Genomic DNA, 24,338 nt, shown 5'->3' on the forward strand with positions numbered 1-24,338 from the left:
AGCTGTATAAGATGATTCAATTAGGGTCTCTCCAATGAAACTTAGAGAGACTTTAGCTCTAATTCTAGCGATAGTGTTTAAATAGAAAACAAACTATTTAGAAGCGATAAGAGCTGACAAATATTCGCTATACGAACATCTAGCCTGACTAGGGCTATACCGGAGAAAGATCAAATACCTAAGAAGATTTTAGATTAGGTGTGAACTCAGAATTCGACGATCCATTTCCAACTATAGAGTCAGTAATCCAAGTAACTCTTGCTTCATAAAAGTGAACATATATATTACTTAAATACCATCGCTAGAATTTGTCGCGATCAACTCATTAAATAAAGCTCACTTGTTATCAGCCCCTGCAGACATAAACATCACAATGAGTAATCGAGCTTTCTGATTTCAATAGGTTCAAGGGGAATGGAAGGCAAGCAACCTCATACAAATCATTGCCAGAACGATGAAAGCCTAGTCGTAAGACTAGGTTTTCTGATAAATAATTGAGGGTTTACCTCGGGACTCTTTCCGTCTAAGGACGAGACACTAAGGTTTAAACGCAAAAAAGCCCCGCTATTTCTAGCGGGGCTTTTCTAATAAGTGGCGGAGTGGACGGGACTCGAACCCGCGACCCCCGGCGTGACAGGCCGGTATTCTAACCAACTGAACTACCACTCCGCAGTGGTCAACTCACTAAGTGAGCGTCCATATCTCCAGGTCGGTCAACCTAAAGATTTAATTTAAAGCCTGGCGATGTCCTACTCTCACATGGGGAAGCCCCACACTACCATCGGCGCTATTGTGTTTCACTACTGAGTTCGGCATGGAATCAGGTGGGTCCACAATGCTATGGTCGCCAAGCAAATTCTGTTTAATTGACGCCTCAGCGACAATTAATAATTCGGAAAACTGATTTAAAAGTCTATCTCTTCAAACTCATTCAAGGTCTGGTCTTTCTTTGAGTCCACAAAACCCCTTGGGTGTTGTATGGTTAAGCCTCACGGGCAATTAGTACAGGTTAGCTCAATGCCTCGCAGCACTTACACACCCTGCCTATCAACGTCGTAGTCTACGACAACCCTTTAGGACACTTATAGTGCCAGGGAAAACTCATCTCAAGGCTCGCTTCGCGCTTAGATGCTTTCAGCGCTTATCGATTCCGAACGTAGCTACCGGGCAATGCCATTGGCATGACAACCCGAACACCAGAGGTTCGTCCACTCCGGTCCTCTCGTACTAGGAGCAGCCCCTTTCAATTTTCCAACGCCCACGGCAGATAGGGACCGAACTGTCTCACGACGTTCTAAACCCAGCTCGCGTACCACTTTAAATGGCGAACAGCCATACCCTTGGGACCGACTTCAGCCCCAGGATGTGATGAGCCGACATCGAGGTGCCAAACACCGCCGTCGATATGAACTCTTGGGCGGTATCAGCCTGTTATCCCCGGAGTACCTTTTATCCGTTGAGCGATGGCCCTTCCATTCAGAACCACCGGATCACTATGACCTGCTTTCGCACCTGCTCGAATTGTCATTCTCGCAGTCAAGCGGGCTTATGCCATTGCACTAACCACACGATGTCCAACCGTGTTTAGCCCACCTTCGTGCTCCTCCGTTACTCTTTGGGAGGAGACCGCCCCAGTCAAACTACCCACCAGGCACTGTCCGTAACCCCGATTCAGGGGCCAACGTTAGAACATCAAAACTACAAGGGTGGTATTTCAAGGACGACTCCATCACATCTAGCGACGCAATTTCATAGTCTCCCACCTATCCTACACATGTAGGTTCAATGTTCAGTGCCAAGCTGTAGTAAAGGTTCACGGGGTCTTTCCGTCTAGCCGCGGGTACACTGCATCTTCACAGCGATTTCAATTTCACTGAGTCTCGGGTGGAGACAGCGTGGCCATCATTACGCCATTCGTGCAGGTCGGAACTTACCCGACAAGGAATTTCGCTACCTTAGGACCGTTATAGTTACGGCCGCCGTTTACCGGGGCTTCGATCAAGAGCTTCGACCGAAGTCTAACCCCATCAATTAACCTTCCGGCACCGGGCAGGCGTCACACCGTATACGTCATCTTACGATTTTGCACAGTGCTGTGTTTTTAATAAACAGTTGCAGCCACCTGGTATCTGCGACTCTCGTCTGCTCCATCCGCAAGGGACTTCACTGATAAGAGCGTACCTTCTCCCGAAGTTACGGTACCATTTTGCCTAGTTCCTTCACCCGAGTTCTCTCAAGCGCCTTGGTATTCTCTACCCGACCACCTGTGTCGGTTTGGGGTACGATTCCTTACAATCTGAAGCTTAGAGGCTTTTCCTGGAAGCATGGCATCAATGACTTCACACCCGTAGGTGCTCGACATCGTATCTCAGCGTTAAGAAAGTCCGGATTTACCTAAACCTTCCGCCTACGTACTTGAACCTGGACAACCGTCGCCAGGCCCACCTAGCCTTCTCCGTCCCCCCATCGCAATTGTAAGAAGTACGGGAATATTAACCCGTTTCCCATCGACTACGCCTTTCGGCCTCGCCTTAGGAGTCGACTTACCCTGCCCCGATTAACGTTGGACAGGAACCCTTGGTCTTCCGGCGAGGGAGTTTTTCACTCCCTTTATCGTTACTCATGTCAGCATTCGCACTTCTGATACCTCCAGCAGCCCTTACAGACCACCTTCAACGGCTTACAGAACGCTCCCCTACCCCACGCACCCTAAGGTACGTAGCCGCAGCTTCGGTGTATAGCTTAGCCCCGTTACATCTTCCGCGCAGGCCGACTCGACCAGTGAGCTATTACGCTTTCTTTAAATGATGGCTGCTTCTAAGCCAACATCCTGGCTGTCTGAGCCTTCCCACATCGTTTCCCACTTAGCTATACTTTGGGACCTTAGCTGGCGGTCTGGGTTGTTTCCCTCTCCACGACGGACGTTAGCACCCGCCGTGTGTCTCCCGGATAGTACTTACTGGTATTCGGAGTTTGCAAAGGGTTGGTAAGTCGGGATGACCCCCTAGCCTTAACAGTGCTCTACCCCCAGTAGTATTCGTCCGAGGCGCTACCTAAATAGCTTTCGGGGAGAACCAGCTATCTCCAGGTTTGATTGGCCTTTCACCCCTAGCCACAAGTCATCCGCTAATTTTTCAACATTAGTCGGTTCGGTCCTCCAGTTGATGTTACTCAACCTTCAACCTGCCCATGGCTAGATCACCTGGTTTCGGGTCTAATCCTAGCAACTGTACGCCCAGTTAAGACTCGGTTTCCCTACGGCTCCCCTAAACGGTTAACCTTGCTACTAAAATTAAGTCGCTGACCCATTATACAAAAGGTACGCAGTCACACCACGAAGGTGCTCCTACTGCTTGTACGTACACGGTTTCAGGTTCTATTTCACTCCCCTCACAGGGGTTCTTTTCGCCTTTCCCTCACGGTACTGGTTCACTATCGGTCAGTCAGTAGTATTTAGCCTTGGAGGATGGTCCCCCCATATTCAGACAGGATATCACGTGTCCCGCCTTACTCGATTTCACTGATGATGATGTGTCGGTTACGGGGCTATCACCCTTTACTGCGCCACTTTCCAGAGGCTTCACCTGCATCATTAAAAGCTTAAGGGCTAATCCAATTTCGCTCGCCGCTACTTTCGGAATCTCGGTTGATTTCTCTTCCTCGGGGTACTTAGATGTTTCAGTTCCCCCGGTTTGCCTCCTGTTGCTATGTATTCACAACAAGATACGTGCTTATGCACGTGGGTTTCCCCATTCAGAAATCCCAGACTCAAAAGGTTATTACTACCTAATCTGGGCTTATCGCAAGTTATTACGTCTTTCATCGCCTCTGACTGCCAAGGCATCCACCGTGTACGCTTAGTCACTTAACCATACAACCCGAAGAAGTTTCGTGTTGATGTCAAATCACCAAGGTTTTTGGTTGTCATCAAAAAGGGTTAATTCTTGATGACTGTTTGCCGGACTCAATGTGATTCAAACAAGTTTGAATCGAATACAAGACACTTGAATGTGTTTGTTGTGTTTATGCTGTTCTTATTAAATAAGAGCAGATAAACATTGAGAACTTTTAAATTTGATTGAATTACTCGTAAGTAAATCAATCAGTCAGCTTTCCAAATTGTTAAAGAGCTTGATTCAAACTAATGAACCATTTTTAAATATTTTCAGATAAAAACACTTAAAGATGGTGGAGCTATGCGGGATCGAACCGCAGACCTCCTGCGTGCAAGGCAGGCGCTCTCCCAGCTGAGCTATAGCCCCATCTCGGTCGATATTGGTGGGTCTGAGTGGACTTGAACCACCGACCTCCCGCTTATCAGGCGAGCGCTCTAACCAGCTGAGCTACAGACCCAATATCGTCTCTTAACTTTTCTAAACCTAATCAATCTGTGTGGACACTCATCGTGACTATCTTCGTATAAGGAGGTGATCCAGCCCCAGGTTCCCCTAGGGCTACCTTGTTACGACTTCACCCCAGTCATGAACCACAAAGTGGTAAGCGTCCTCCCGAAGGTTAGACTACCTACTTCTTTTGCAGCCCACTCCCATGGTGTGACGGGCGGTGTGTACAAGGCCCGGGAACGTATTCACCGTGACATTCTGATTCACGATTACTAGCGATTCCGACTTCATGGAGTCGAGTTGCAGACTCCAATCCGGACTACGACGCACTTTTTGGGATTCGCTCACTATCGCTAGCTTGCTGCCCTCTGTATGCGCCATTGTAGCACGTGTGTAGCCCTACTCGTAAGGGCCATGATGACTTGACGTCGTCCCCACCTTCCTCCGGTTTATCACCGGCAGTCTCCCTGGAGTTCCCGACATTACTCGCTGGCAAACAAGGATAAGGGTTGCGCTCGTTGCGGGACTTAACCCAACATTTCACAACACGAGCTGACGACAGCCATGCAGCACCTGTCTCAGAGCTCCCGAAGGCACTCCTGCGTCTCCGCTGGATTCTCTGGATGTCAAGAGTAGGTAAGGTTCTTCGCGTTGCATCGAATTAAACCACATGCTCCACCGCTTGTGCGGGCCCCCGTCAATTCATTTGAGTTTTAATCTTGCGACCGTACTCCCCAGGCGGTCTACTTAACGCGTTAGCTCCGAAAGCCACGGCTCAAGGCCACAACCTCCAAGTAGACATCGTTTACGGCGTGGACTACCAGGGTATCTAATCCTGTTTGCTCCCCACGCTTTCGCATCTGAGTGTCAGTATCTGTCCAGGGGGCCGCCTTCGCCACTGGTATTCCTTCAGATCTCTACGCATTTCACCGCTACACCTGAAATTCTACCCCCCTCTACAGTACTCTAGTTCACCAGTTTCAAATGCAGTTCCGAGGTTGAGCCCCGGGCTTTCACATCTGACTTAATGAACCACCTGCATGCGCTTTACGCCCAGTAATTCCGATTAACGCTCGCACCCTCCGTATTACCGCGGCTGCTGGCACGGAGTTAGCCGGTGCTTCTTCTGTTGCTAACGTCAAGAGATAGCGCTATTAACGTTACCCCCTTCCTCACAACTGAAAGTACTTTACAACCCGAAGGCCTTCTTCATACACGCGGCATGGCTGCATCAGGCTTGCGCCCATTGTGCAATATTCCCCACTGCTGCCTCCCGTAGGAGTCTGGACCGTGTCTCAGTTCCAGTGTGGCTGATCATCCTCTCAGACCAGCTAGGGATCGTCGCCTTGGTGAGCCATTACCTCACCAACTAGCTAATCCCACCTAGGCATATCTTGACGCGAGAGGCCCGAAGGTCCCCCTCTTTGGCCCGTAGGCATCATGCGGTATTAGCCATCGTTTCCAATGGTTATCCCCCACATCAAGGCAATTTCCTAGGCATTACTCACCCGTCCGCCGCTCGACGCCCATTAACGCACCCGAAGGATTGTTAGTGTCGTTTCCGCTCGACTTGCATGTGTTAGGCCTGCCGCCAGCGTTCAATCTGAGCCATGATCAAACTCTTCAATTTAAGATTTTGTGACTCAACGAATACTGACTTCAAAACTAATATTTACCGAGGTAAACATGTAATTCTAAAGCTATTACCATTCCAACAGAATGATAATGAATTGACTGTGCTCTTTTTGGTTTTCACTTTAAAAAGTGAAATCAAACAGCTCAAGGCTGTACCAAATTGAATTGGTCACTCAGTTCATTGAAATCAATTTGTTACCGAAGTAACTGTTACTACTTAAAGTAATAACGTTTTGATATTCATCAACGAGTGCCCACACAGATTGATAGGTTTAAATTGTTAAAGAGCGTGTTCTCTAAAAAGAGAACGCTTTCAGTGCCTTAGCACGTAAGCAGGACGCGTATAATACGCTTTCCACTTTGAAAGTCAACATAAAACACTAAGAAAACTTAGAACTCTATGGTGACTTGTCTACTTAGTAGACAAAGTCGAACTTTTTGTCTTCACTTTTAAAACGTGAAAATAAATTTGGAGCCTGGCGATGTCCTACTCTCACATGGGGAAGCCCCACACTACCATCGGCGCTATTGTGTTTCACTACTGAGTTCGGCATGGAATCAGGTGGGTCCACAATGCTATGGTCGCCAAGCAAATTCTGTTTAATTGACGCCTCAGCGACAATTAATAATTCGGAAAACTGATTTAAAAGTCTATCTCTTCAAACTCATTCAAGCGTTTGGTATTGCTTTGAGTCCACAAAACCCCTTGGGTGTTGTATGGTTAAGCCTCACGGGCAATTAGTACAGGTTAGCTCAATGCCTCGCAGCACTTACACACCCTGCCTATCAACGTCGTAGTCTACGACAACCCTTTAGGACACTTATAGTGCCAGGGAAAACTCATCTCAAGGCTCGCTTCGCGCTTAGATGCTTTCAGCGCTTATCGATTCCGAACGTAGCTACCGGGCAATGCCATTGGCATGACAACCCGAACACCAGAGGTTCGTCCACTCCGGTCCTCTCGTACTAGGAGCAGCCCCTTTCAATTTTCCAACGCCCACGGCAGATAGGGACCGAACTGTCTCACGACGTTCTAAACCCAGCTCGCGTACCACTTTAAATGGCGAACAGCCATACCCTTGGGACCGACTTCAGCCCCAGGATGTGATGAGCCGACATCGAGGTGCCAAACACCGCCGTCGATATGAACTCTTGGGCGGTATCAGCCTGTTATCCCCGGAGTACCTTTTATCCGTTGAGCGATGGCCCTTCCATTCAGAACCACCGGATCACTATGACCTGCTTTCGCACCTGCTCGAATTGTCATTCTCGCAGTCAAGCGGGCTTATGCCATTGCACTAACCACACGATGTCCAACCGTGTTTAGCCCACCTTCGTGCTCCTCCGTTACTCTTTGGGAGGAGACCGCCCCAGTCAAACTACCCACCAGGCACTGTCCGTAACCCCGATTCAGGGGCCAACGTTAGAACATCAAAACTACAAGGGTGGTATTTCAAGGACGACTCCATCACATCTAGCGACGCAATTTCATAGTCTCCCACCTATCCTACACATGTAGGTTCAATGTTCAGTGCCAAGCTGTAGTAAAGGTTCACGGGGTCTTTCCGTCTAGCCGCGGGTACACTGCATCTTCACAGCGATTTCAATTTCACTGAGTCTCGGGTGGAGACAGCGTGGCCATCATTACGCCATTCGTGCAGGTCGGAACTTACCCGACAAGGAATTTCGCTACCTTAGGACCGTTATAGTTACGGCCGCCGTTTACCGGGGCTTCGATCAAGAGCTTCGACCGAAGTCTAACCCCATCAATTAACCTTCCGGCACCGGGCAGGCGTCACACCGTATACGTCATCTTACGATTTTGCACAGTGCTGTGTTTTTAATAAACAGTTGCAGCCACCTGGTATCTGCGACTCTCGTCTGCTCCATCCGCAAGGGACTTCACTGATAAGAGCGTACCTTCTCCCGAAGTTACGGTACCATTTTGCCTAGTTCCTTCACCCGAGTTCTCTCAAGCGCCTTGGTATTCTCTACCCGACCACCTGTGTCGGTTTGGGGTACGATTCCTTACAATCTGAAGCTTAGAGGCTTTTCCTGGAAGCATGGCATCAATGACTTCACACCCGTAGGTGCTCGACATCGTATCTCAGCGTTAAGAAAGTCCGGATTTACCTAAACTTTCCGCCTACATACTTGAACCTGGACAACCGTCGCCAGGCCCACCTAGCCTTCTCCGTCCCCCCATCGCAATTGTAAGAAGTACGGGAATATTAACCCGTTTCCCATCGACTACGCCTTTCGGCCTCGCCTTAGGAGTCGACTTACCCTGCCCCGATTAACGTTGGACAGGAACCCTTGGTCTTCCGGCGAGGGAGTTTTTCACTCCCTTTATCGTTACTCATGTCAGCATTCGCACTTCTGATACCTCCAGCAGCCCTTACAGACCACCTTCAACGGCTTACAGAACGCTCCCCTACCCCACGCACCCTAAGGTACGTAGCCGCAGCTTCGGTGTATAGCTTAGCCCCGTTACATCTTCCGCGCAGGCCGACTCGACCAGTGAGCTATTACGCTTTCTTTAAATGATGGCTGCTTCTAAGCCAACATCCTGGCTGTCTGAGCCTTCCCACATCGTTTCCCACTTAGCTATACTTTGGGACCTTAGCTGGCGGTCTGGGTTGTTTCCCTCTCCACGACGGACGTTAGCACCCGCCGTGTGTCTCCCGGATAGTACTTACTGGTATTCGGAGTTTGCAAAGGGTTGGTAAGTCGGGATGACCCCCTAGCCTTAACAGTGCTCTACCCCCAGTAGTATTCGTCCGAGGCGCTACCTAAATAGCTTTCGGGGAGAACCAGCTATCTCCAGGTTTGATTGGCCTTTCACCCCTAGCCACAAGTCATCCGCTAATTTTTCAACATTAGTCGGTTCGGTCCTCCAGTTGATGTTACTCAACCTTCAACCTGCCCATGGCTAGATCACCTGGTTTCGGGTCTAATCCTAGCAACTGTACGCCCAGTTAAGACTCGGTTTCCCTACGGCTCCCCTAAACGGTTAACCTTGCTACTAAAATTAAGTCGCTGACCCATTATACAAAAGGTACGCAGTCACACCACGAAGGTGCTCCTACTGCTTGTACGTACACGGTTTCAGGTTCTATTTCACTCCCCTCACAGGGGTTCTTTTCGCCTTTCCCTCACGGTACTGGTTCACTATCGGTCAGTCAGTAGTATTTAGCCTTGGAGGATGGTCCCCCCATATTCAGACAGGATATCACGTGTCCCGCCTTACTCGATTTCACTGATGATGATGTGTCGGTTACGGGGCTATCACCCTTTACTGCGCCACTTTCCAGAGGCTTCACCTGCATCATTAAAAGCTTAAGGGCTAATCCAATTTCGCTCGCCGCTACTTTCGGAATCTCGGTTGATTTCTCTTCCTCGGGGTACTTAGATGTTTCAGTTCCCCCGGTTTGCCTCCTGTTGCTATGTATTCACAACAAGATACGTGCTTATGCACGTGGGTTTCCCCATTCAGAAATCCCAGACTCAAAAGGTTATTACTACCTAATCTGGGCTTATCGCAAGTTATTACGTCTTTCATCGCCTCTGACTGCCAAGGCATCCACCGTGTACGCTTAGTCACTTAACCATACAACCCGAAGAAGTTTCGTGTTGATGTCAAATCACCAAGGTTTTTGGTTGTCATCAAAGAAGGGTTAATTCTTGATGACTGTTTGCCGGACTCAATTTATTTTTTGTTTCCACTTTTTAATAAAAAGTAGAATCAAAAAATGAACAATCATTTCTGATCATTCGAATACAAGACACTTGAATGTGTTTGTTGTGTTTATGCTGTTCTTATTCACTAAGAGCAGATAAACATTGAGAACTTTTAAATTTGATTAACTTAATCACAGCCTTGAGCTGTTTGATTTCACTTTTTAAAGTGAAAACCAATTAAGTAATCAGTCAGCTTTCCAAATTGTTAAAGAGCATAAAGCAAAAAGCTTTAATCAATAACTTACGTTATTAATTAAAGCTCTGGCTTTAACTAAATCTAAACCATCAATCTGTGTGGACACTCATCGTCAATATCTTCGTATAAGGAGGTGATCCAGCCCCAGGTTCCCCTAGGGCTACCTTGTTACGACTTCACCCCAGTCATGAACCACAAAGTGGTAAGCGTCCTCCCGAAGGTTAGACTACCTACTTCTTTTGCAGCCCACTCCCATGGTGTGACGGGCGGTGTGTACAAGGCCCGGGAACGTATTCACCGTGACATTCTGATTCACGATTACTAGCGATTCCGACTTCATGGAGTCGAGTTGCAGACTCCAATCCGGACTACGACGCACTTTTTGGGATTCGCTTACCATCGCTGGCTCGCTGCCCTCTGTATGCGCCATTGTAGCACGTGTGTAGCCCTACTCGTAAGGGCCATGATGACTTGACGTCGTCCCCACCTTCCTCCGGTTTATCACCGGCAGTCTCCCTGGAGTTCCCGACATTACTCGCTGGCAAACAAGGATAAGGGTTGCGCTCGTTGCGGGACTTAACCCAACATTTCACAACACGAGCTGACGACAGCCATGCAGCACCTGTCTCAGAGCTCCCGAAGGCACTCCTGCGTCTCCGCTGGATTCTCTGGATGTCAAGAGTAGGTAAGGTTCTTCGCGTTGCATCGAATTAAACCACATGCTCCACCGCTTGTGCGGGCCCCCGTCAATTCATTTGAGTTTTAATCTTGCGACCGTACTCCCCAGGCGGTCTACTTAACGCGTTAGCTCCGAAAGCCACGGCTCAAGGCCACAACCTCCAAGTAGACATCGTTTACGGCGTGGACTACCAGGGTATCTAATCCTGTTTGCTCCCCACGCTTTCGCATCTGAGTGTCAGTATCTGTCCAGGGGGCCGCCTTCGCCACTGGTATTCCTTCAGATCTCTACGCATTTCACCGCTACACCTGAAATTCTACCCCCCTCTACAGTACTCTAGTTCACCAGTTTCAAATGCAGTTCCGAGGTTGAGCCCCGGGCTTTCACATCTGACTTAATGAACCACCTGCATGCGCTTTACGCCCAGTAATTCCGATTAACGCTCGCACCCTCCGTATTACCGCGGCTGCTGGCACGGAGTTAGCCGGTGCTTCTTCTGTTGCTAACGTCAAGAGATAGCGCTATTAACGCTACCCCCTTCCTCACAACTGAAAGTACTTTACAACCCGAAGGCCTTCTTCATACACGCGGCATGGCTGCATCAGGCTTGCGCCCATTGTGCAATATTCCCCACTGCTGCCTCCCGTAGGAGTCTGGACCGTGTCTCAGTTCCAGTGTGGCTGATCATCCTCTCAGACCAGCTAGGGATCGTCGCCTTGGTGAGCCATTACCTCACCAACTAGCTAATCCCACCTAGGCATATCTTGACGCGAGAGGCCCGAAGGTCCCCCTCTTTGGCCCGTAGGCATCATGCGGTATTAGCCATCGTTTCCAATGGTTATCCCCCACATCAAGGCAATTTCCTAGGCATTACTCACCCGTCCGCCGCTCGACGCCCATTAACGCACCCGAAGGATTGTTAGTGTCGTTTCCGCTCGACTTGCATGTGTTAGGCCTGCCGCCAGCGTTCAATCTGAGCCATGATCAAACTCTTCAATTTAAGATTTTGTGACTCAACGAATACTGACTTCAAAACTAATATTTACCGAAGTAAACATGTAATTCTAAAGCTATTACCATTCCAACAGAATGGTAATGAATTGACTGTGCCAAATAACCCCTCTCTATAAAGAAAGTAATTATTCGTATTGGTCACTCAGTTCATTGAAATCAATTTTGATTCCGAAGAATCTGTTTTATCTAACGATAAAACGTTTTGATATTCATCAACAAGTGCCCACACAGATTGATAGGTTTAAATTGTTAAAGAGCTTTACTTCTTGAGCGTTCCTTTTAACTAAGGAGCCTCTCGAAGTGGACGGCCATTCTAGCGAATTAACATTCAGTGTCAAACACTTTTTGAAAATTAATTTTTTGTCGCTTTCCGTCTTACTGATTCTTGCTGAAGCCTTGTGGCGTCTGCCGTCTCATTGGGGTCGCATTATAGGGAACCCTCTCAGGTTAGCAACTACTTTTTCATAAAAAATGAATAAATAGAGGTTAACTGCCTAATAGTTCACCTAAACGTAAAAAAGAGAGCATTTCTGCTCTCTTTTTACTCAAAATCTAAGAGTATTATTAGATAAAGGCGTAAGCATCAGCGTACATATGGTCACGCTTTGCTTCTTTATTCTGAGTAAATAGGTCTCTTGCAGCACCTGCCATTTCAAAACGACCTGCAATATAGATATCGAAATCAGCCAGTGATTCGAAACTTTGCGTAATTGCTTCAAGTACATTACCAGTTTGGCCGTGCCATACTTCAGGTGCTTCTTCTACTACTGGTACAAAGTGCACATTGCTGTGCTTTTCTGCGATACCTACTAGCTCTTCTTTTGCATATAGCTGGCACTCGTCTTTTGCGCCCCAGTATAAGTGAATCTCTTTTTTGCTGTTTTGCGCGATACAGTGATCTAGGATTGAACGTACATAGCTAAAACCAGTGCCACCAGCAATCAATAATAGAGGGCGTTCGCTTTCTTCTTTAATCCACGCATCACCGTGTGGTGCATCAATAGCGATATCGCCATCTTCAGCTTGCGCTTTTTTCATCGCCTCAACTACTTCTAATGCGTAAGCATTATGCTCAGCGGCACCAATATGTAACTCAAGCTCACCTTCATGGCGGCATGGGCTGCTTGCAATAGAGAATGGACGTTTATCTTTCTCGCCCATTTCAACCATCAGGTACTGACCCGCTTTAAAAGCAACAGGTGTTTCTGGGTGAAGTAGGATTTGGTAAGTGTTACAAGCCAAAGGCTCGATAGACTTCACTTTACATTTAATAGTCATGTTCTTCCTCTTACTAACCCTTAATCGGCAAAGGTTAGAACTAAATTACTTTCTGCAAATGCTTGGCAAGCGAAAATCCACCCCTGTTCCTGCTCTTTCTCTGTGAGCATGGGTTCAAGGTGGTAACTCACTTGTCCTTCTAACTTTTTGCACATACACATCGCGCATGCGCCAACTTGGCAACGGTTTGGGAAATAGATATCGCTGTTGAGCGCAGCATCCAAGACCGTTTGCCCTTTTTCTACTGTGAAACTGATGTTTTCTGGATATAAGACTACTTGGTAGCTCATGAAATTCCTAGTTGTTCCCAGATGCTATCAATCTTTTTAACGACATCAGGATCTTTTGTGATAGGAACGCCCCACTCGCGAAGACATTCGCCTTCCCATTTATTGGTCGCATCTAGTCCCATTTTGGAGTATCCAGTTTCGTTCTGTAGGAACAATGTATCTCTGGCCGGATCCATTCTGGTGGTTACCGCCCAAATGATGTCATTCCAGTCACTCACGTTGACATCACCATCACACACGATAACAAACTTGTTCTCATCAAATTGAGACCAAACCGCTTCCATTATTTTCTTACCATTACCTGCAGCTTGCTTATCAATAGACACGACAACCATGCTGGCGTTGTCGTTCTGTAGATGAATATCAATAATTTCAGGGTGAGCCTTAGTTAACTCAGCCAGGCTACCTTCGATATGTTCACTACTTACAGGCGCAGATTCAACGTCTGGCGATAGTGCTAACTCCGCATCCCACTTCTTGGTGATGTCTAAACCCATCTTAGAGCCCAGTCCAACCACAGGTGATGCAAAATCTAACGAGTCGATAGGCGTGTTCTCTATCATCAAGCTATCACGAGACGGATCCATGTGTTCACACATCGCCGCCGTTACTTGAGACCAATCACGTGCGTTCACATCCTCATCGCACACCAATACAAATTTGGTGTACATGAACTGACGCAAGAAAGACCATACACCCATCATCACACGCTTAGCGTGACCTGGGTATTGCTTCTTCATTGTCACTACCGCCATTCGGTACGAACAACCCTCAGGCGGTAGGTAGAAGTCTTCTATCTCTGGGAACTGCTTTTGAAGAATAGGAACAAACACTTCATTTAGTGCAACACCCAGTACCGCAGGCTCATCAGGCGGACGGCCAGTGTACGTGCTGTGATAGATAGGGTTTTCGCGCATGGTTACATGAGTAATCGTAAATACGTGGTGCTTTTCTTTCTCGTTGTAGTAACCCGTATGGTCTCCGTATGGGCCTTCGTCCGCGAACTCATTCGGGTCAATGTAGCCTTCCATTACGATTTCCGCACTTGCTGGTACTTCTAAGTCATTACTGATTGATTTAACGACCTCGGTTTTACTACCACGTAGTAAGCCTGCAAACGCGTATTCCGACAAAGTATCTGGTACTGGTGTCACAGCGCCAAGAATGGTAGCAGGGTCTGCACCGAAGGCCACAGATACTGGGAAAGGTTTACCAGGATTGGTTTCCATCCAGTCGCGCAGATCAAGTGCTCCACCGCGGTGGGCTAACCAACGCATGATGATTTTATTCTTACCGATCTTTTGCTGACGATAGATGCCTAAGTTTTGGCGTTTCTTGTTTGGGCCACGAGTAACCGTTAAGCCCCATGTAAGCAATGGTGCGACATCGTCTGCCCAACAGCTCATCACGGGGATTCTATCTAGGTCGACGTCATCACCTTGCCACACCACTTGTTGGCAAGCCGCTTTACGAAGGCGTTTAGCTGGCATGTTTAATACTTGCTTAAACACTGGCAGTTTATCGATAGCGTCTTTAAAACCTTTTGGTGGCTCAGGCTCTTTTAGATAAGCAAGCAGCTTACCCACTTCACGTAGCTCTTTTACATCCTGACGCCCCATACCAATAGCAACACGATTAGGTGTACCAAATAGGTTGGTCAAAACAGGCATGTCATAGCCTACTGGGTTTTCAAACAATAGAGCCGGGCCACCAGCACGTAGAGTACGGTCGCTAATCTCGGTCATTTCATAGTCTGGGTCGACTGGGTGAGAGATGCGTTTCAACTGACCAATACTTTCAAGATGGTCGATAAAATCACGTAAATCTTTAAAACTCATAGGACTTCTACATGCTGATTATTCTGCGCTCAGTATATCAAAAAGGGTGACACTGAGATCCCCCTTTTTAATGTGGTTATTGAGAGCCAAAATCCACTTTACGGTAATGCTTGCTCGATCAAAGAGCTCTTCACCTGAGGGTTGTCATTGACGAGATCTTGTAACCATCGTGTATGACCTTGTTTTGCTAATTCACGGGCAACCAAAGAGGCTTCATCGGCAATCGCCATTCTAGAAACCAAGAACTGCTTCACCTCATCCGATAATGGATTCACTTTGGTGAGTAAGGTAATCGCTTCATCTTTCAAACGTGGATTCTTAGTCGCAGCCATAACCTGCTCAAGCGCGAATGCTTGCTTGGTTTCAGCAAGGCGAACCAATTCGGCTTGACTGTGATAATCAGCCTTCATACGCCATAAGATCTTGTAGACCTCAGGGTCTTCACTCACCTGCGCTAATCGAACCACCACCTCGGAAGACGGTAACCAACTTACAATCGACGACGTGGTCAGTTGTTTGGTTAGATAATCAACAGCCTCAGGCGACAAGCTGTCTAGCTCTCGGATTAACAACGCTTCTCGAGTTTGGACTTGGTGTTCAGGGCCAGATAACCACTCTTTCAGGTTGAGATCTTGTTTCTCCGCATCGAGAACAAACACCAATGTCTTTTGGTCTTGGCGCCACTGCTTAATGAGTCGGTTGGCAATCGAAGGGTAATTAAAAGCAGGTACCGTAAACTCATAACCATCACCACGCTCTAATACTTGATAAGTTGGCGTGATGGCAAGTTGCTGCTCAATGAAGATAGACATCTTGGGCGTGAGTACGATTTTTTGCTGTTCGAGCTTCTTCAAGAGTTGGTAACGAGCCACCTCTTGTTGGGGAAATGTCAGACGCTCAAGTGCAAAGCGCAGCGAATTCACTTCGTCACGCACGACAAACTCGAGCAATTCAGCAGTTTTCAGTTTTACTTGATCATTCTCAAGCCAAGACTCTACTGTAGTTGGAGACATCTCGGTGGCATAGCTGATGCCGACCGGTGAAAATAACAGTGAAGTAGACAGGAGTAATGATGACAACAGTCCATGTTGCATTTTAACTTCCTTGTAACACTTTTGGTCATTCTGCAAGCTGTCGCTACAAAATGCAAATAAAAAGCGCCACCCGAAGGCAGCGCTTTTTAATAACTATCAGCTAATAAATATTACTGACGACGCATTGCGTCAAAGAACTCATCGTTCGTTTTGGTCATTGCTAGCTTGTCGATAAGGAATTCCATTGCGTCGATTTCGCCCATTGGGTGAACAATTTTACGCAGGATCCACATCTTCTGTAGTTCATCGTTCTTCGTAAGAAGCTCTTCACGACGAGTACCAGAGCGGTTGAAATCAATCGCTGGGAATACACGCTTTTCAGCAATCTTACGGTTAAGGTGCAGTTCCATATTACCTGTACCTTTGAATTCTTCGTAGATAACTTCATCCATCTTAGAACCAGTATCAACCAATGCTGTAGCGATGATAGTTAAGCTACCGCCTTCTTCGACATTACGTGCCGCACCGAAGAAACGCTTTGGACGATGCAGAGCATTCGCATCAACACCACCAGTAAGTACTTTACCTGATGAAGGAATTACGGTGTTGTAAGCACGAGCTAGACGAGTGATTGAGTCCAGTAGGATAACCACGTCTTTTTTGTGTTCAACAAGACGCTTCGCCTTCTCGATTACCATTTCTGCAACTTGCACGTGGCGAGATGCTGGTTCATCAAACGTCGATGCGATGACTTCACCTTTAACTAGGCGCTGCATTTCTGTTACTTCTTCTGGGCGCTCATCGATAAGTAGAACCATGAGTTCACACTCAGGGTGGTTGCGAGCAATGCTTTGAGCAATGTTTTGCAGAAGCATTGTTTTACCCGCTTTAGGCGGAGCAACAATCAAACCACGCTGGCCTTTACCAATTGGCGAAGCAAGGTCAAGGATTCGGGCTGTGATATCTTCAGTCGCGCCATTACCCGCTTCCATCACCATACGTTCGTTGGCATGAAGAGGAGTCAGGTTTTCAAAAAGGATTTTGTTACGTGCGTTGTCTGGCTTGTCGTAGTTAACCGTGTTTACTTTAAGTAGTGCAAAGTAACGCTCGCCATCTTTAGGTGGACGGATTTTTCCGCCAATCGAGTCACCAGTGCGAAGGTTAAAACGACGAATCTGGCTTGGTGATACATAAATATCATCTGGCCCAGCAAGGTATGAGCTGTCGCCGCTACGCAGGAAACCAAAGCCGTCTTGAAGAATTTCTAGAACACCATCACCAAAGATGTCTTCACCACTTTTTGCGTGCGCTTTAAGGATGGAGAAGATAATGTCTTGTTTTCTTAAGCGAGCTTGATTTTCAAGACCTAGGCTTTCGCTAAGTTTAACAAGTTCAGACACAGGTCTGTTCTTCAGTTCAGTAAGATTCATAGTGGTGGAAGTTTGTTTAGTCAAAATAGGATCTGTTTTCTTAAGTTAAGAAGGATTTGGTCACGCAGGATCGACCAAGAAGAGAAATTCGTTCAATTAACGTGCGATAAATTAGCACTAAAACTAAGACTAGTCCATAGCTTAGAAAAAACAAAACCGCGCATTTGTTAACTGCGCGGTTTCTTTTCAAATGCTCACCTAATTATAGGTTAGCGTCTAGGAACTCTTTAAGTTGAGTTTTAGACAGTGCACCAACTTTAGTTGCTGCTACGCCACCATCTTTGAAAAGAAGTAGCGTTGGAATACCGCGAATACCAAATTTTGGTGGAGTACCTGCGTTTTGGTCGATATTTAATTTACCGATAGTGAGCTTGCCTTCGTACTCGTCTGCGATTTCATCAAGAATCGGCGCAATCATCTTACAAGGACCACACCATTCAGCCCAAAAATCAACAAGAACCGGGCCTGCAGCGTTGATCACATCGTTATCAAAACCGTCATCAGTTAGCTGCAAAATCTTATCACTCATCTTCCACTCCAATGTATTTTTTAGAACTGGTTGGATGATAACCAGTAAATAGATGCCCTATTGGAATGTATTTACTTTCGTATTGCAAGCTTAAGCTGATATTCTATAGCAATGAAAAAGACGCATATCACAGAGCAAAAGTTCGCCGACTTGGATTTACTTCCGCAAGTCATTGAAGGATTGGAAAAAAAAGGGTTCGATTACTGTACTCCTATCCAAGCCTTGGCGCTCCCGGTACTGCTCACCGGCCAAGACATTGCAGGCCAGGCCCAAACGGGCACTGGTAAAACGCTTGCGTTTCTTACTGCTACTTTTAACCACCTACTAAAAACACCTGAGCATGAAGGGCGTAAGCCTAACCAGCCACGTGCGATTATTATGGCTCCTACGCGTGAACTCGCGATTCAGATCTACAATGATGCTGACTCTCTAGTGGCAAGCACGGGTATCAAGGCTGCACTGGCTTACGGTGGCGAAAGCTACGACAAACAGCTAGGTAAAATCGAAGAAGGCGCAGATATCTTAATTGGTACTACAGGCCGTATCATCGACTTCTACAAGCAAAAGGTATTTAACCTTAACCACATTCAAGCCGTTGTTCTTGACGAAGCGGATCGCATGTTCGATTTGGGCTTTATTAAAGACATTCGCTTCTTGTTTCGCCGTATGCCTGAGCCAAAAGATCGCCTGAACATGCTGTTCTCTGCGACGCTGTCTTACCGCGTACAGGAACTTGCCTTCGAACACATGCACAACCCAGAGCATGTCGTTGTTGAGCCTGAGCGTAAGACTGGTCACCGTATTCAAGAAGAGCTTTTCTACCCTTCTAACGAACACAAAATGGCGCTTCTACAAACGTTAATCGAAGAAGAGTGGCCAGATCGCGCAATCATCTTCGCTAACACTAAACACAAATGTGAATCAGTTTGGGGCCACTTGGCTGCCGATGGTCACCGTGTTGGTTTGCTAACGGGTGATGTTCCTCAGAAGAAACGCGAAAAGATTCTTGAGCAATTTACTAAAGGCGATGTTGACCTGCTTGTCGCAACGGATGTTGCAGCACGTGGCCTACACATTCCTCAAGTGACTCACGTATTCAACTTCGATCTACCTGACGATTGTGAAGATTACGTTCACCGTATTGGCCGTACAGGTCGTGCTGGTGAAAGCGGTCACTCTATCAGCTTTGCTTGTGAAGATTACGCAATCAACTTACCGCCAATCGAAGAATACATTGAGCATGCTATCCCAATGTCTGACTACGATGCTTCTGCACTACTTGAAGATCTACCAGCACCATTGCGTTTACGTACACGTAACCCGCAACAACGCCGCTCAAACAATAATGGCCCACGCAACGGTAACCGTAAACCAAACCAGAACCGTCGCCCACGCCAACCGCGTAATAACAAGGAAGCTTAGTCGCTTATGAGTCAAACAGTGTCACCCCCGCTTTACGCTGCAATCGACCTCGGGTCGAACAGTTTTCATATGCTCGTTGTACGTCATATCGATGGCAGCGTTCAAACCATGGCTAAGATTAAGCGTAAAGTTCGCTTAGCTGCAGGCTTAGATGAAAATAATGCGCTTAGTTTAGAAGCGATGCAGCGAGGCTGGGGCTGTTTGAGTCTCTTTGCAGAGCGACTGCAAGACATTCCTCAAGAAAATATCCGCATTGTCGGTACCGCGACCTTACGTACTGCAACCAATGTGGATACCTTTCTAGAAAAAGCCAACCAGATACTTGGCTACGACATCAATGTTATCTCCGGTGAAGAAGAAGCTGCGACCATCTATAAGGGCGTCGCACATACTTCTGGAGGCAGCGGCCGCCGCTTGGTGGTTGATATTGGCGGTGCAAGTACCGAGATGATCATCGGTGAAGGTTTCTCATCTAAAGCCTTAACGAGCCTCAAAATGGGTTGTGTTACCTGGCTTGAGCGACACTTTAAAGATCGTCAACTCACTGCAACTAACTTCAATAATGCTATTGAAGCCGCTAAGTCTACGTTGAGGCCTATCCTAGATAGCTATACGGATATCGGATGGGATGTGTGCGTGGGCGCCAGTGGTACCGTTCAGGCACTACAAGAAATCATGTTAGCGCAAGGCATGGATGAAGTGATTACTCATGCCAAACTTAAGCGCCTACAGAAACAAGCCATGATTACTGAGCGTTTAGAAGAGCTAGAAATCGAAGGGTTAACTCTTGAGCGCGCTTTAGTGTTTCCAAGCGGCCTATCTATTCTAATTGCTATCTTTGAGTTGCTTGAGATTGAATCAATGACTCTCGCAGGCGGTGCGCTCCGTGAAGGCTTAGCCTACGAGATGGTTGATGAATTACGCCAAGAAGACATTCGAGCTCGCACAGTTACGAGTATTCAGTCTCGCTACCAAATGGATGTGACCTACGGTGAGCAAGTCGCCTCACTAGCACAATCTTTGTTTGAACAAGCAGGTGCTGAAACATGGGTTCCAGAACCTCAAGCAAGCGTCCTACTACAAACCGCGGCCAAACTGCATGAAATTGGTTTAACCATCGATTTCAAAAAGGGCGGCGAGCACAGTGCATACTTACTGCAAAACTTGGATTTACCGGGTTTTACACGAGCGCAAAAACACTACCTCGGTGAGCTAACACGCCGCTATCGTGAACAGTTGACTTCGTTACCAGAGCAACATGCAGTATCAGGCACTAGCAGCAAACGTATTTTACGCATCCTACGTTTAGCCATTTTACTAACCCATCGCCGTAATCCTGACCTTGTGGCTCAAGTAAAATTAACGGCAGAAGATGACAAGCTAACGCTTAATCTGTCCAAGCAATGGCTAGTAGACAACCCATTGACTGCGGCAGAGCTAGAGAGCGAGTCTAATAGGCAAACAGACATTGGCTGGCCACTGACGATTGAGAGCACCTGATATTCTTATCTGATGCCAAAAATTAAAAAAGCCCAAGTGAGTCGACTCACTTGGGCTTTTTCTTATCACTGTATTAATAACGCAATGCATCACCAGCTGAAAGCTTATGCACTAATACCCGTCGCTTTAAAATCAGGATTTACGGCGGTTAACTTCCTAACAATGTAGTTTAGAAGCACACCGTACATTGGAACAAACAGGCCCAAGCTAATGATAAGTTTGAATCCGTAGTCGACCAACGCAATTTCAGTCCAGTGCTCTGCCATAAATGGATCAGGGCTTTGGTAGAAAGCAATCGCAAAGAACGCGATGGTATCAATGGCATTGCCGAATAGCGTTGAACACGTTGGCGCAACCCACCATTGCTTCATTTGGCGTAAGCGGTTGAAAACATGCACATCTAAGATCTGGCCAAGCAGATAAGCCATAAAGCTCGCTACAGCGATACGTGCAACAAACAAGTTGAACTCACCGAGTTGGCTAAAGCCTTGGAATGAACCTTCAAAGAACACCACAGACAAGAAATAAGAAACGGCCAGTGCAGGTAGCATCACTAAGAAAATGATTTTACGTGCAAGCTGCGCGCCAAAAATGCGTACGGTCAGATCGGTCGCTAAGAAGATAAACGGGAAAGTGAAAGCGCCCCAAGTGGTGTGCATACCGAAGACGGTAAAAGGGAGCTGAACCAGATAGTTGCTTGATGCAATAATGACCAAATGGAACAAAACTAATAGTGCTAGGGCTTTGCGCTGTTGCGCAGGGGTAAAGTTACTCATGCTGTACCTTTTTAGTTTGGTTTGGGGGTGAGGGAACCCAAATCGAGTCATTTCTTCGGATAAACTAAGAAAGCTCTTACCAATAATGTGAATTAAAAATGTTTCTATAATTTGCTCTATTGAGCGGCGGGCGATTATACATTAATCAATATTGGCTGCAACGGTGAGAACAGACGCAAACGTTTATCCTCACTTTTATTGTTGAATAGCGTTAGAAACCAAGTTTTAAAATCCAGGTTTAAAAGCTACGTTTGAGAAGCGATGCTAAAAGTTAAAAGCCGCGCTTAAAAAGCGTCGCGAGATAATCAAACTCTTCTCGGCTTTCTTCCGCGTTTAACGACTCAAACCAAATTGATTCGCTGTAATGCTCAGACTTTAAAAACATTCGACAATCTTCAAAGTCAATCAACCAAGAGTGCATATCGGCGTCCCATTGTTTTTCAACAACAGACGCTGACAGCAATGCCACCAGCCTTTTACCTAATACTTCGTAAGAATCAAAATCAAAACTTGGAGACGTAATTAATAAGCGCCCTTCCTCAGCCAAATACTCTCTTAAGCCAAATTCTGTTTGTGTAGTCATGTCCCTATCAACCTTATTCTTTTTCTGTGCGCTAATCGTTTTATAGGTTAAACGCTTCTACAAATTAGCCGTGTGTCGTGATGTGTTCTTGAATCAAATCTAAGAATGGGTCTGCGTACTTATCGAGTTTACGTTGACCAACACCGTTTACTGCCAGCATCTCACCGTATGAGGTCGGCAGTACTTCGGCCATATCAATCAGGGTCGCATCACTGAATACCACATAAGGTGGTAAGCCATCTTCATCAGCAATTGACTTACGCAGCTTACGCAGTTTAGCAAACAACTTCTTATCGTAGTTCTTGCTACTTAGCTTATCGGACTTAGCACTGCGCACCGCGGTATCTAAACGAGGAACAGCAAGCTCTAAAGACATCTCACCGCGCAGTAACGGACGCGCCTCTTCCGTTAGCTGTAAAGTCGAGTTACGAGTGATGTTCTGGAACAGCAAACCTTTGTGAATTAACTGACGGAAGATACTGATCCAGTAGTCGTGGCTGTGATCGCGGCCAATACCGTAAGTAGACAGCTTATCGTGACCATTATCGCGGACACGGATGTTCTGCATGCCGCGCATCACTTCCACCACGTACCCCATACCAAACGACTGATTCACACGGTACACACAAGACAACGCCTTCTGCGCCTCTTGGGTCGCATCAAAGTGTTTTGGCGGATCGAGGCAGATATCGCAGTTACCGCATTGCTTTTCACGATATTCGCCAAAGTAGTTCAACAAAACCTGACGACGACAGGTTTGCGCTTCGGCAAAGGCACTCATCGCGTTCAGTTTGTGCATCTCTACTTGTTTTTGCGGGCCTTCTTCTTTTTCATCAAGCATACGACGTAACCAACCCATATCAGCAGGATCAAACAGCATCATTGCTTCAGCAGGCAAGCCATCACGACCAGCACGGCCAGTTTCTTGGTAATAAGATTCGATATTGCGAGGAATATCAAAGTGGACCACAAAACGTACGTTGGGTTTGTTGATCCCCATACCGAAGGCCACAGTCGCGACAACGATCTGGACATCATCACGTTGAAAGGCTTCTTGAACGTAAGCACGCTCATCAGTGTCCATGCCAGCGTGATAACCCGCAGCACGAAGGCCGTTATTGCACAGCTTTTCAGTCACCATCTCCACTTTCTTTCGGCTACCACAATAGATGATGCCGCAATTGCCTTTCTGTGTTTCTAGGTAGCGAACCACTTGAGACACGGGTTTATGCTTCTCAACTAAGTTATAACGGATGTTAGGACGATCGAAGCTGCCTAAATAAGTGTGTGGCTCCACTAGCTGCAAACGCGAGATAATGTCTTTGCGCGTTGCGTCATCAGCGGTTGCCGTCAGCGCCATATAAGGCACATGCGGGAAATATTGTTTAAGTTGACCTAATGATGCGTATTCCGGGCGGAAGTCATGTCCCCATTGAGAGATACAGTGCGCCTCGTCCACCGCAATCATCGAAAGTGATAAACCTTGTAGGCGCTCGATGAAGTCTCGCATCAACACCCGCTCTGGCGAAGCGTAAACCATCTTCAATTGGCCAGAGTTCATGCGGTTGAACACGCTCAATAGCTGGTCACGTGGCATTGAAGAGTTAATGCACTCTGCCGCGACACCATTGGCCTTCAATTGGTCAACTTGGTCTTTCATCAGCGAGATCAGCGGTGAGATAACCAGAGTGAGCCCTTCACGAACCAAAGCAGGAATCTGATAACACAGGGACTTACCGCCACCAGTAGGCATAATTACCAGGCTGTCTTGGCCTTCAACGGCCAGATCGATGACCTCTTGCTGACCATCGCGAAAGCTTTGATAGCCAAACACATCTTGTAAGATGTTTTGCGCATCATTCGCGGGAGTCGGTATTTGCTCAGCAATCAGAGTGGCGGTCATTATGGTTCCTAATCGAGGTATGAAATCAGCGAGCATCGTTAGCAAGCAAGGCGCACATTGTAGAGGGGAACGCTGGTGAATTAAACCGCAAATTGCTAGGTGAAAAATGTTAACGCTCCTATACTAGCCAACTCTCTTATAAATCTT

11 protein-coding genes, 3 tRNA genes and 6 rRNA genes are annotated in these 24,338 nt (G+C 47.0%); 2 read left to right on the forward strand and 18 right to left on the reverse strand.

What is annotated here, in order from left to right:
- Positions 1-592: 592 nt before the first annotated feature.
- The 15 genes from OCU50_RS13945 to trxA form a co-directional block, all read right to left on the reverse strand.
- Positions 593-669, reverse strand: a tRNA-Asp gene (locus tag OCU50_RS13945).
- Positions 670-736: 67 nt separating this feature from the next.
- Positions 737-852, reverse strand: a 5S ribosomal RNA gene (gene rrf, locus OCU50_RS13950).
- A 126-nt stretch (positions 853-978) separates the two neighbouring features.
- A 23S ribosomal RNA gene (locus tag OCU50_RS13955) occupies positions 979-3,871 on the reverse strand.
- A 315-nt stretch (positions 3,872-4,186) separates the two neighbouring features.
- A tRNA-Ala gene (locus tag OCU50_RS13960) sits at positions 4,187-4,262 on the reverse strand.
- Between the two features lie 14 nt (positions 4,263-4,276).
- A tRNA-Ile gene (locus OCU50_RS13965) sits at positions 4,277-4,353 on the reverse strand.
- 67 nt (positions 4,354-4,420) lie between these two features.
- Positions 4,421-5,973, reverse strand: a 16S ribosomal RNA gene (locus OCU50_RS13970).
- 479 nt (positions 5,974-6,452) lie between these two features.
- Positions 6,453-6,568, reverse strand: a 5S ribosomal RNA gene (gene rrf, locus OCU50_RS13975).
- A gap of 127 nt (positions 6,569-6,695) precedes the next feature.
- A 23S ribosomal RNA gene (locus tag OCU50_RS13980) occupies positions 6,696-9,588 on the reverse strand.
- Between the two features lie 453 nt (positions 9,589-10,041).
- Positions 10,042-11,594 (reverse strand): 16S ribosomal RNA (locus tag OCU50_RS13985).
- The 16S, 23S and 5S rRNA genes sit together here with 3 tRNA genes alongside, the layout of an rRNA operon.
- A 578-nt stretch (positions 11,595-12,172) precedes the next feature.
- Entirely contained in the window at positions 12,173-12,886 is a 714-nt protein-coding gene (gene fre, locus OCU50_RS13990; RefSeq protein ID WP_060468859.1) for an NAD(P)H-flavin reductase, read from the reverse strand.
- 20 nt (positions 12,887-12,906) lie between these two features.
- Positions 12,907-13,176: a 2Fe-2S iron-sulfur cluster-binding protein gene (locus OCU50_RS13995; protein ID WP_060468860.1), complete on the reverse strand. Its 270-nt coding sequence runs from the start codon at positions 13,174-13,176 to the stop codon at positions 12,907-12,909.
- The gene (ubiD, locus tag OCU50_RS14000) at positions 13,173-15,014 is read right to left on the reverse strand and encodes a 4-hydroxy-3-polyprenylbenzoate decarboxylase (protein ID WP_060468861.1); all 1,842 of its coding nucleotides are present in this window, start codon (positions 15,012-15,014) and stop codon (positions 13,173-13,175) included. The genes OCU50_RS13995 and ubiD overlap by 4 nt, the downstream gene beginning before the upstream one ends.
- A gap of 98 nt (positions 15,015-15,112) precedes the next feature.
- Entirely contained in the window at positions 15,113-16,108 is a 996-nt protein-coding gene (locus OCU50_RS14005) for a hypothetical protein (protein ID WP_060468862.1), read from the reverse strand.
- Positions 16,109-16,218: 110 nt separating this feature from the next.
- Positions 16,219-17,478, reverse strand: a complete 1,260-nt coding sequence (gene rho / locus OCU50_RS14010; protein ID WP_010440702.1) for a transcription termination factor Rho — start codon at positions 17,476-17,478, stop codon at positions 16,219-16,221.
- 202 nt (positions 17,479-17,680) lie between these two features.
- A complete protein-coding gene (gene trxA, locus OCU50_RS14015; protein ID WP_010440700.1) occupies positions 17,681-18,007 on the reverse strand; it encodes a thioredoxin TrxA in 327 nt (108 codons plus the stop codon).
- 111 nt (positions 18,008-18,118) lie between these two features.
- Here trxA and rhlB point away from each other — a divergent pair, with 111 nt between their 5' ends.
- Positions 18,119-19,429 carry an ATP-dependent RNA helicase RhlB gene (gene rhlB, locus OCU50_RS14020; RefSeq protein ID WP_017055268.1) on the forward strand — a complete coding sequence of 437 codons (1,311 nt, stop codon included), beginning with the start codon at positions 18,119-18,121 and terminating at the stop codon, positions 19,427-19,429.
- A gap of 6 nt (positions 19,430-19,435) precedes the next feature.
- The gene (gppA, locus tag OCU50_RS14025) at positions 19,436-20,929 is read left to right on the forward strand and encodes a guanosine-5'-triphosphate,3'-diphosphate diphosphatase (protein ID WP_060468863.1); all 1,494 of its coding nucleotides are present in this window, start codon (positions 19,436-19,438) and stop codon (positions 20,927-20,929) included.
- 104 nt (positions 20,930-21,033) lie between these two features.
- Here gppA and OCU50_RS14030 read toward each other — a convergent pair whose 3' ends face one another.
- The 3 genes from OCU50_RS14030 to recQ all read right to left on the reverse strand — a co-directional run bounded on the left by OCU50_RS14030 (position 21,034) and on the right by recQ (position 24,191).
- Positions 21,034-21,705 carry a 7-cyano-7-deazaguanine/7-aminomethyl-7-deazaguanine transporter gene (locus OCU50_RS14030; protein ID WP_046225126.1) on the reverse strand — a complete coding sequence of 224 codons (672 nt, stop codon included), beginning with the start codon at positions 21,703-21,705 and terminating at the stop codon, positions 21,034-21,036.
- 271 nt (positions 21,706-21,976) lie between these two features.
- On the reverse strand, positions 21,977-22,288 hold the full coding sequence (locus OCU50_RS14035; RefSeq protein ID WP_060468864.1) for a DUF3630 family protein: 312 nt from the start codon (positions 22,286-22,288) through the stop codon (positions 21,977-21,979).
- Positions 22,289-22,352: 64 nt separating this feature from the next.
- The gene (recQ, locus tag OCU50_RS14040) at positions 22,353-24,191 is read right to left on the reverse strand and encodes an ATP-dependent DNA helicase RecQ (RefSeq protein ID WP_060468865.1); all 1,839 of its coding nucleotides are present in this window, start codon (positions 24,189-24,191) and stop codon (positions 22,353-22,355) included.
- Positions 24,192-24,338 lie beyond the last annotated feature (147 nt).

This window comes from Vibrio toranzoniae (assembly GCF_024347655.1).
GTDB classification, from domain to species: Bacteria; Pseudomonadota; Gammaproteobacteria; order Enterobacterales; family Vibrionaceae; genus Vibrio; species Vibrio toranzoniae.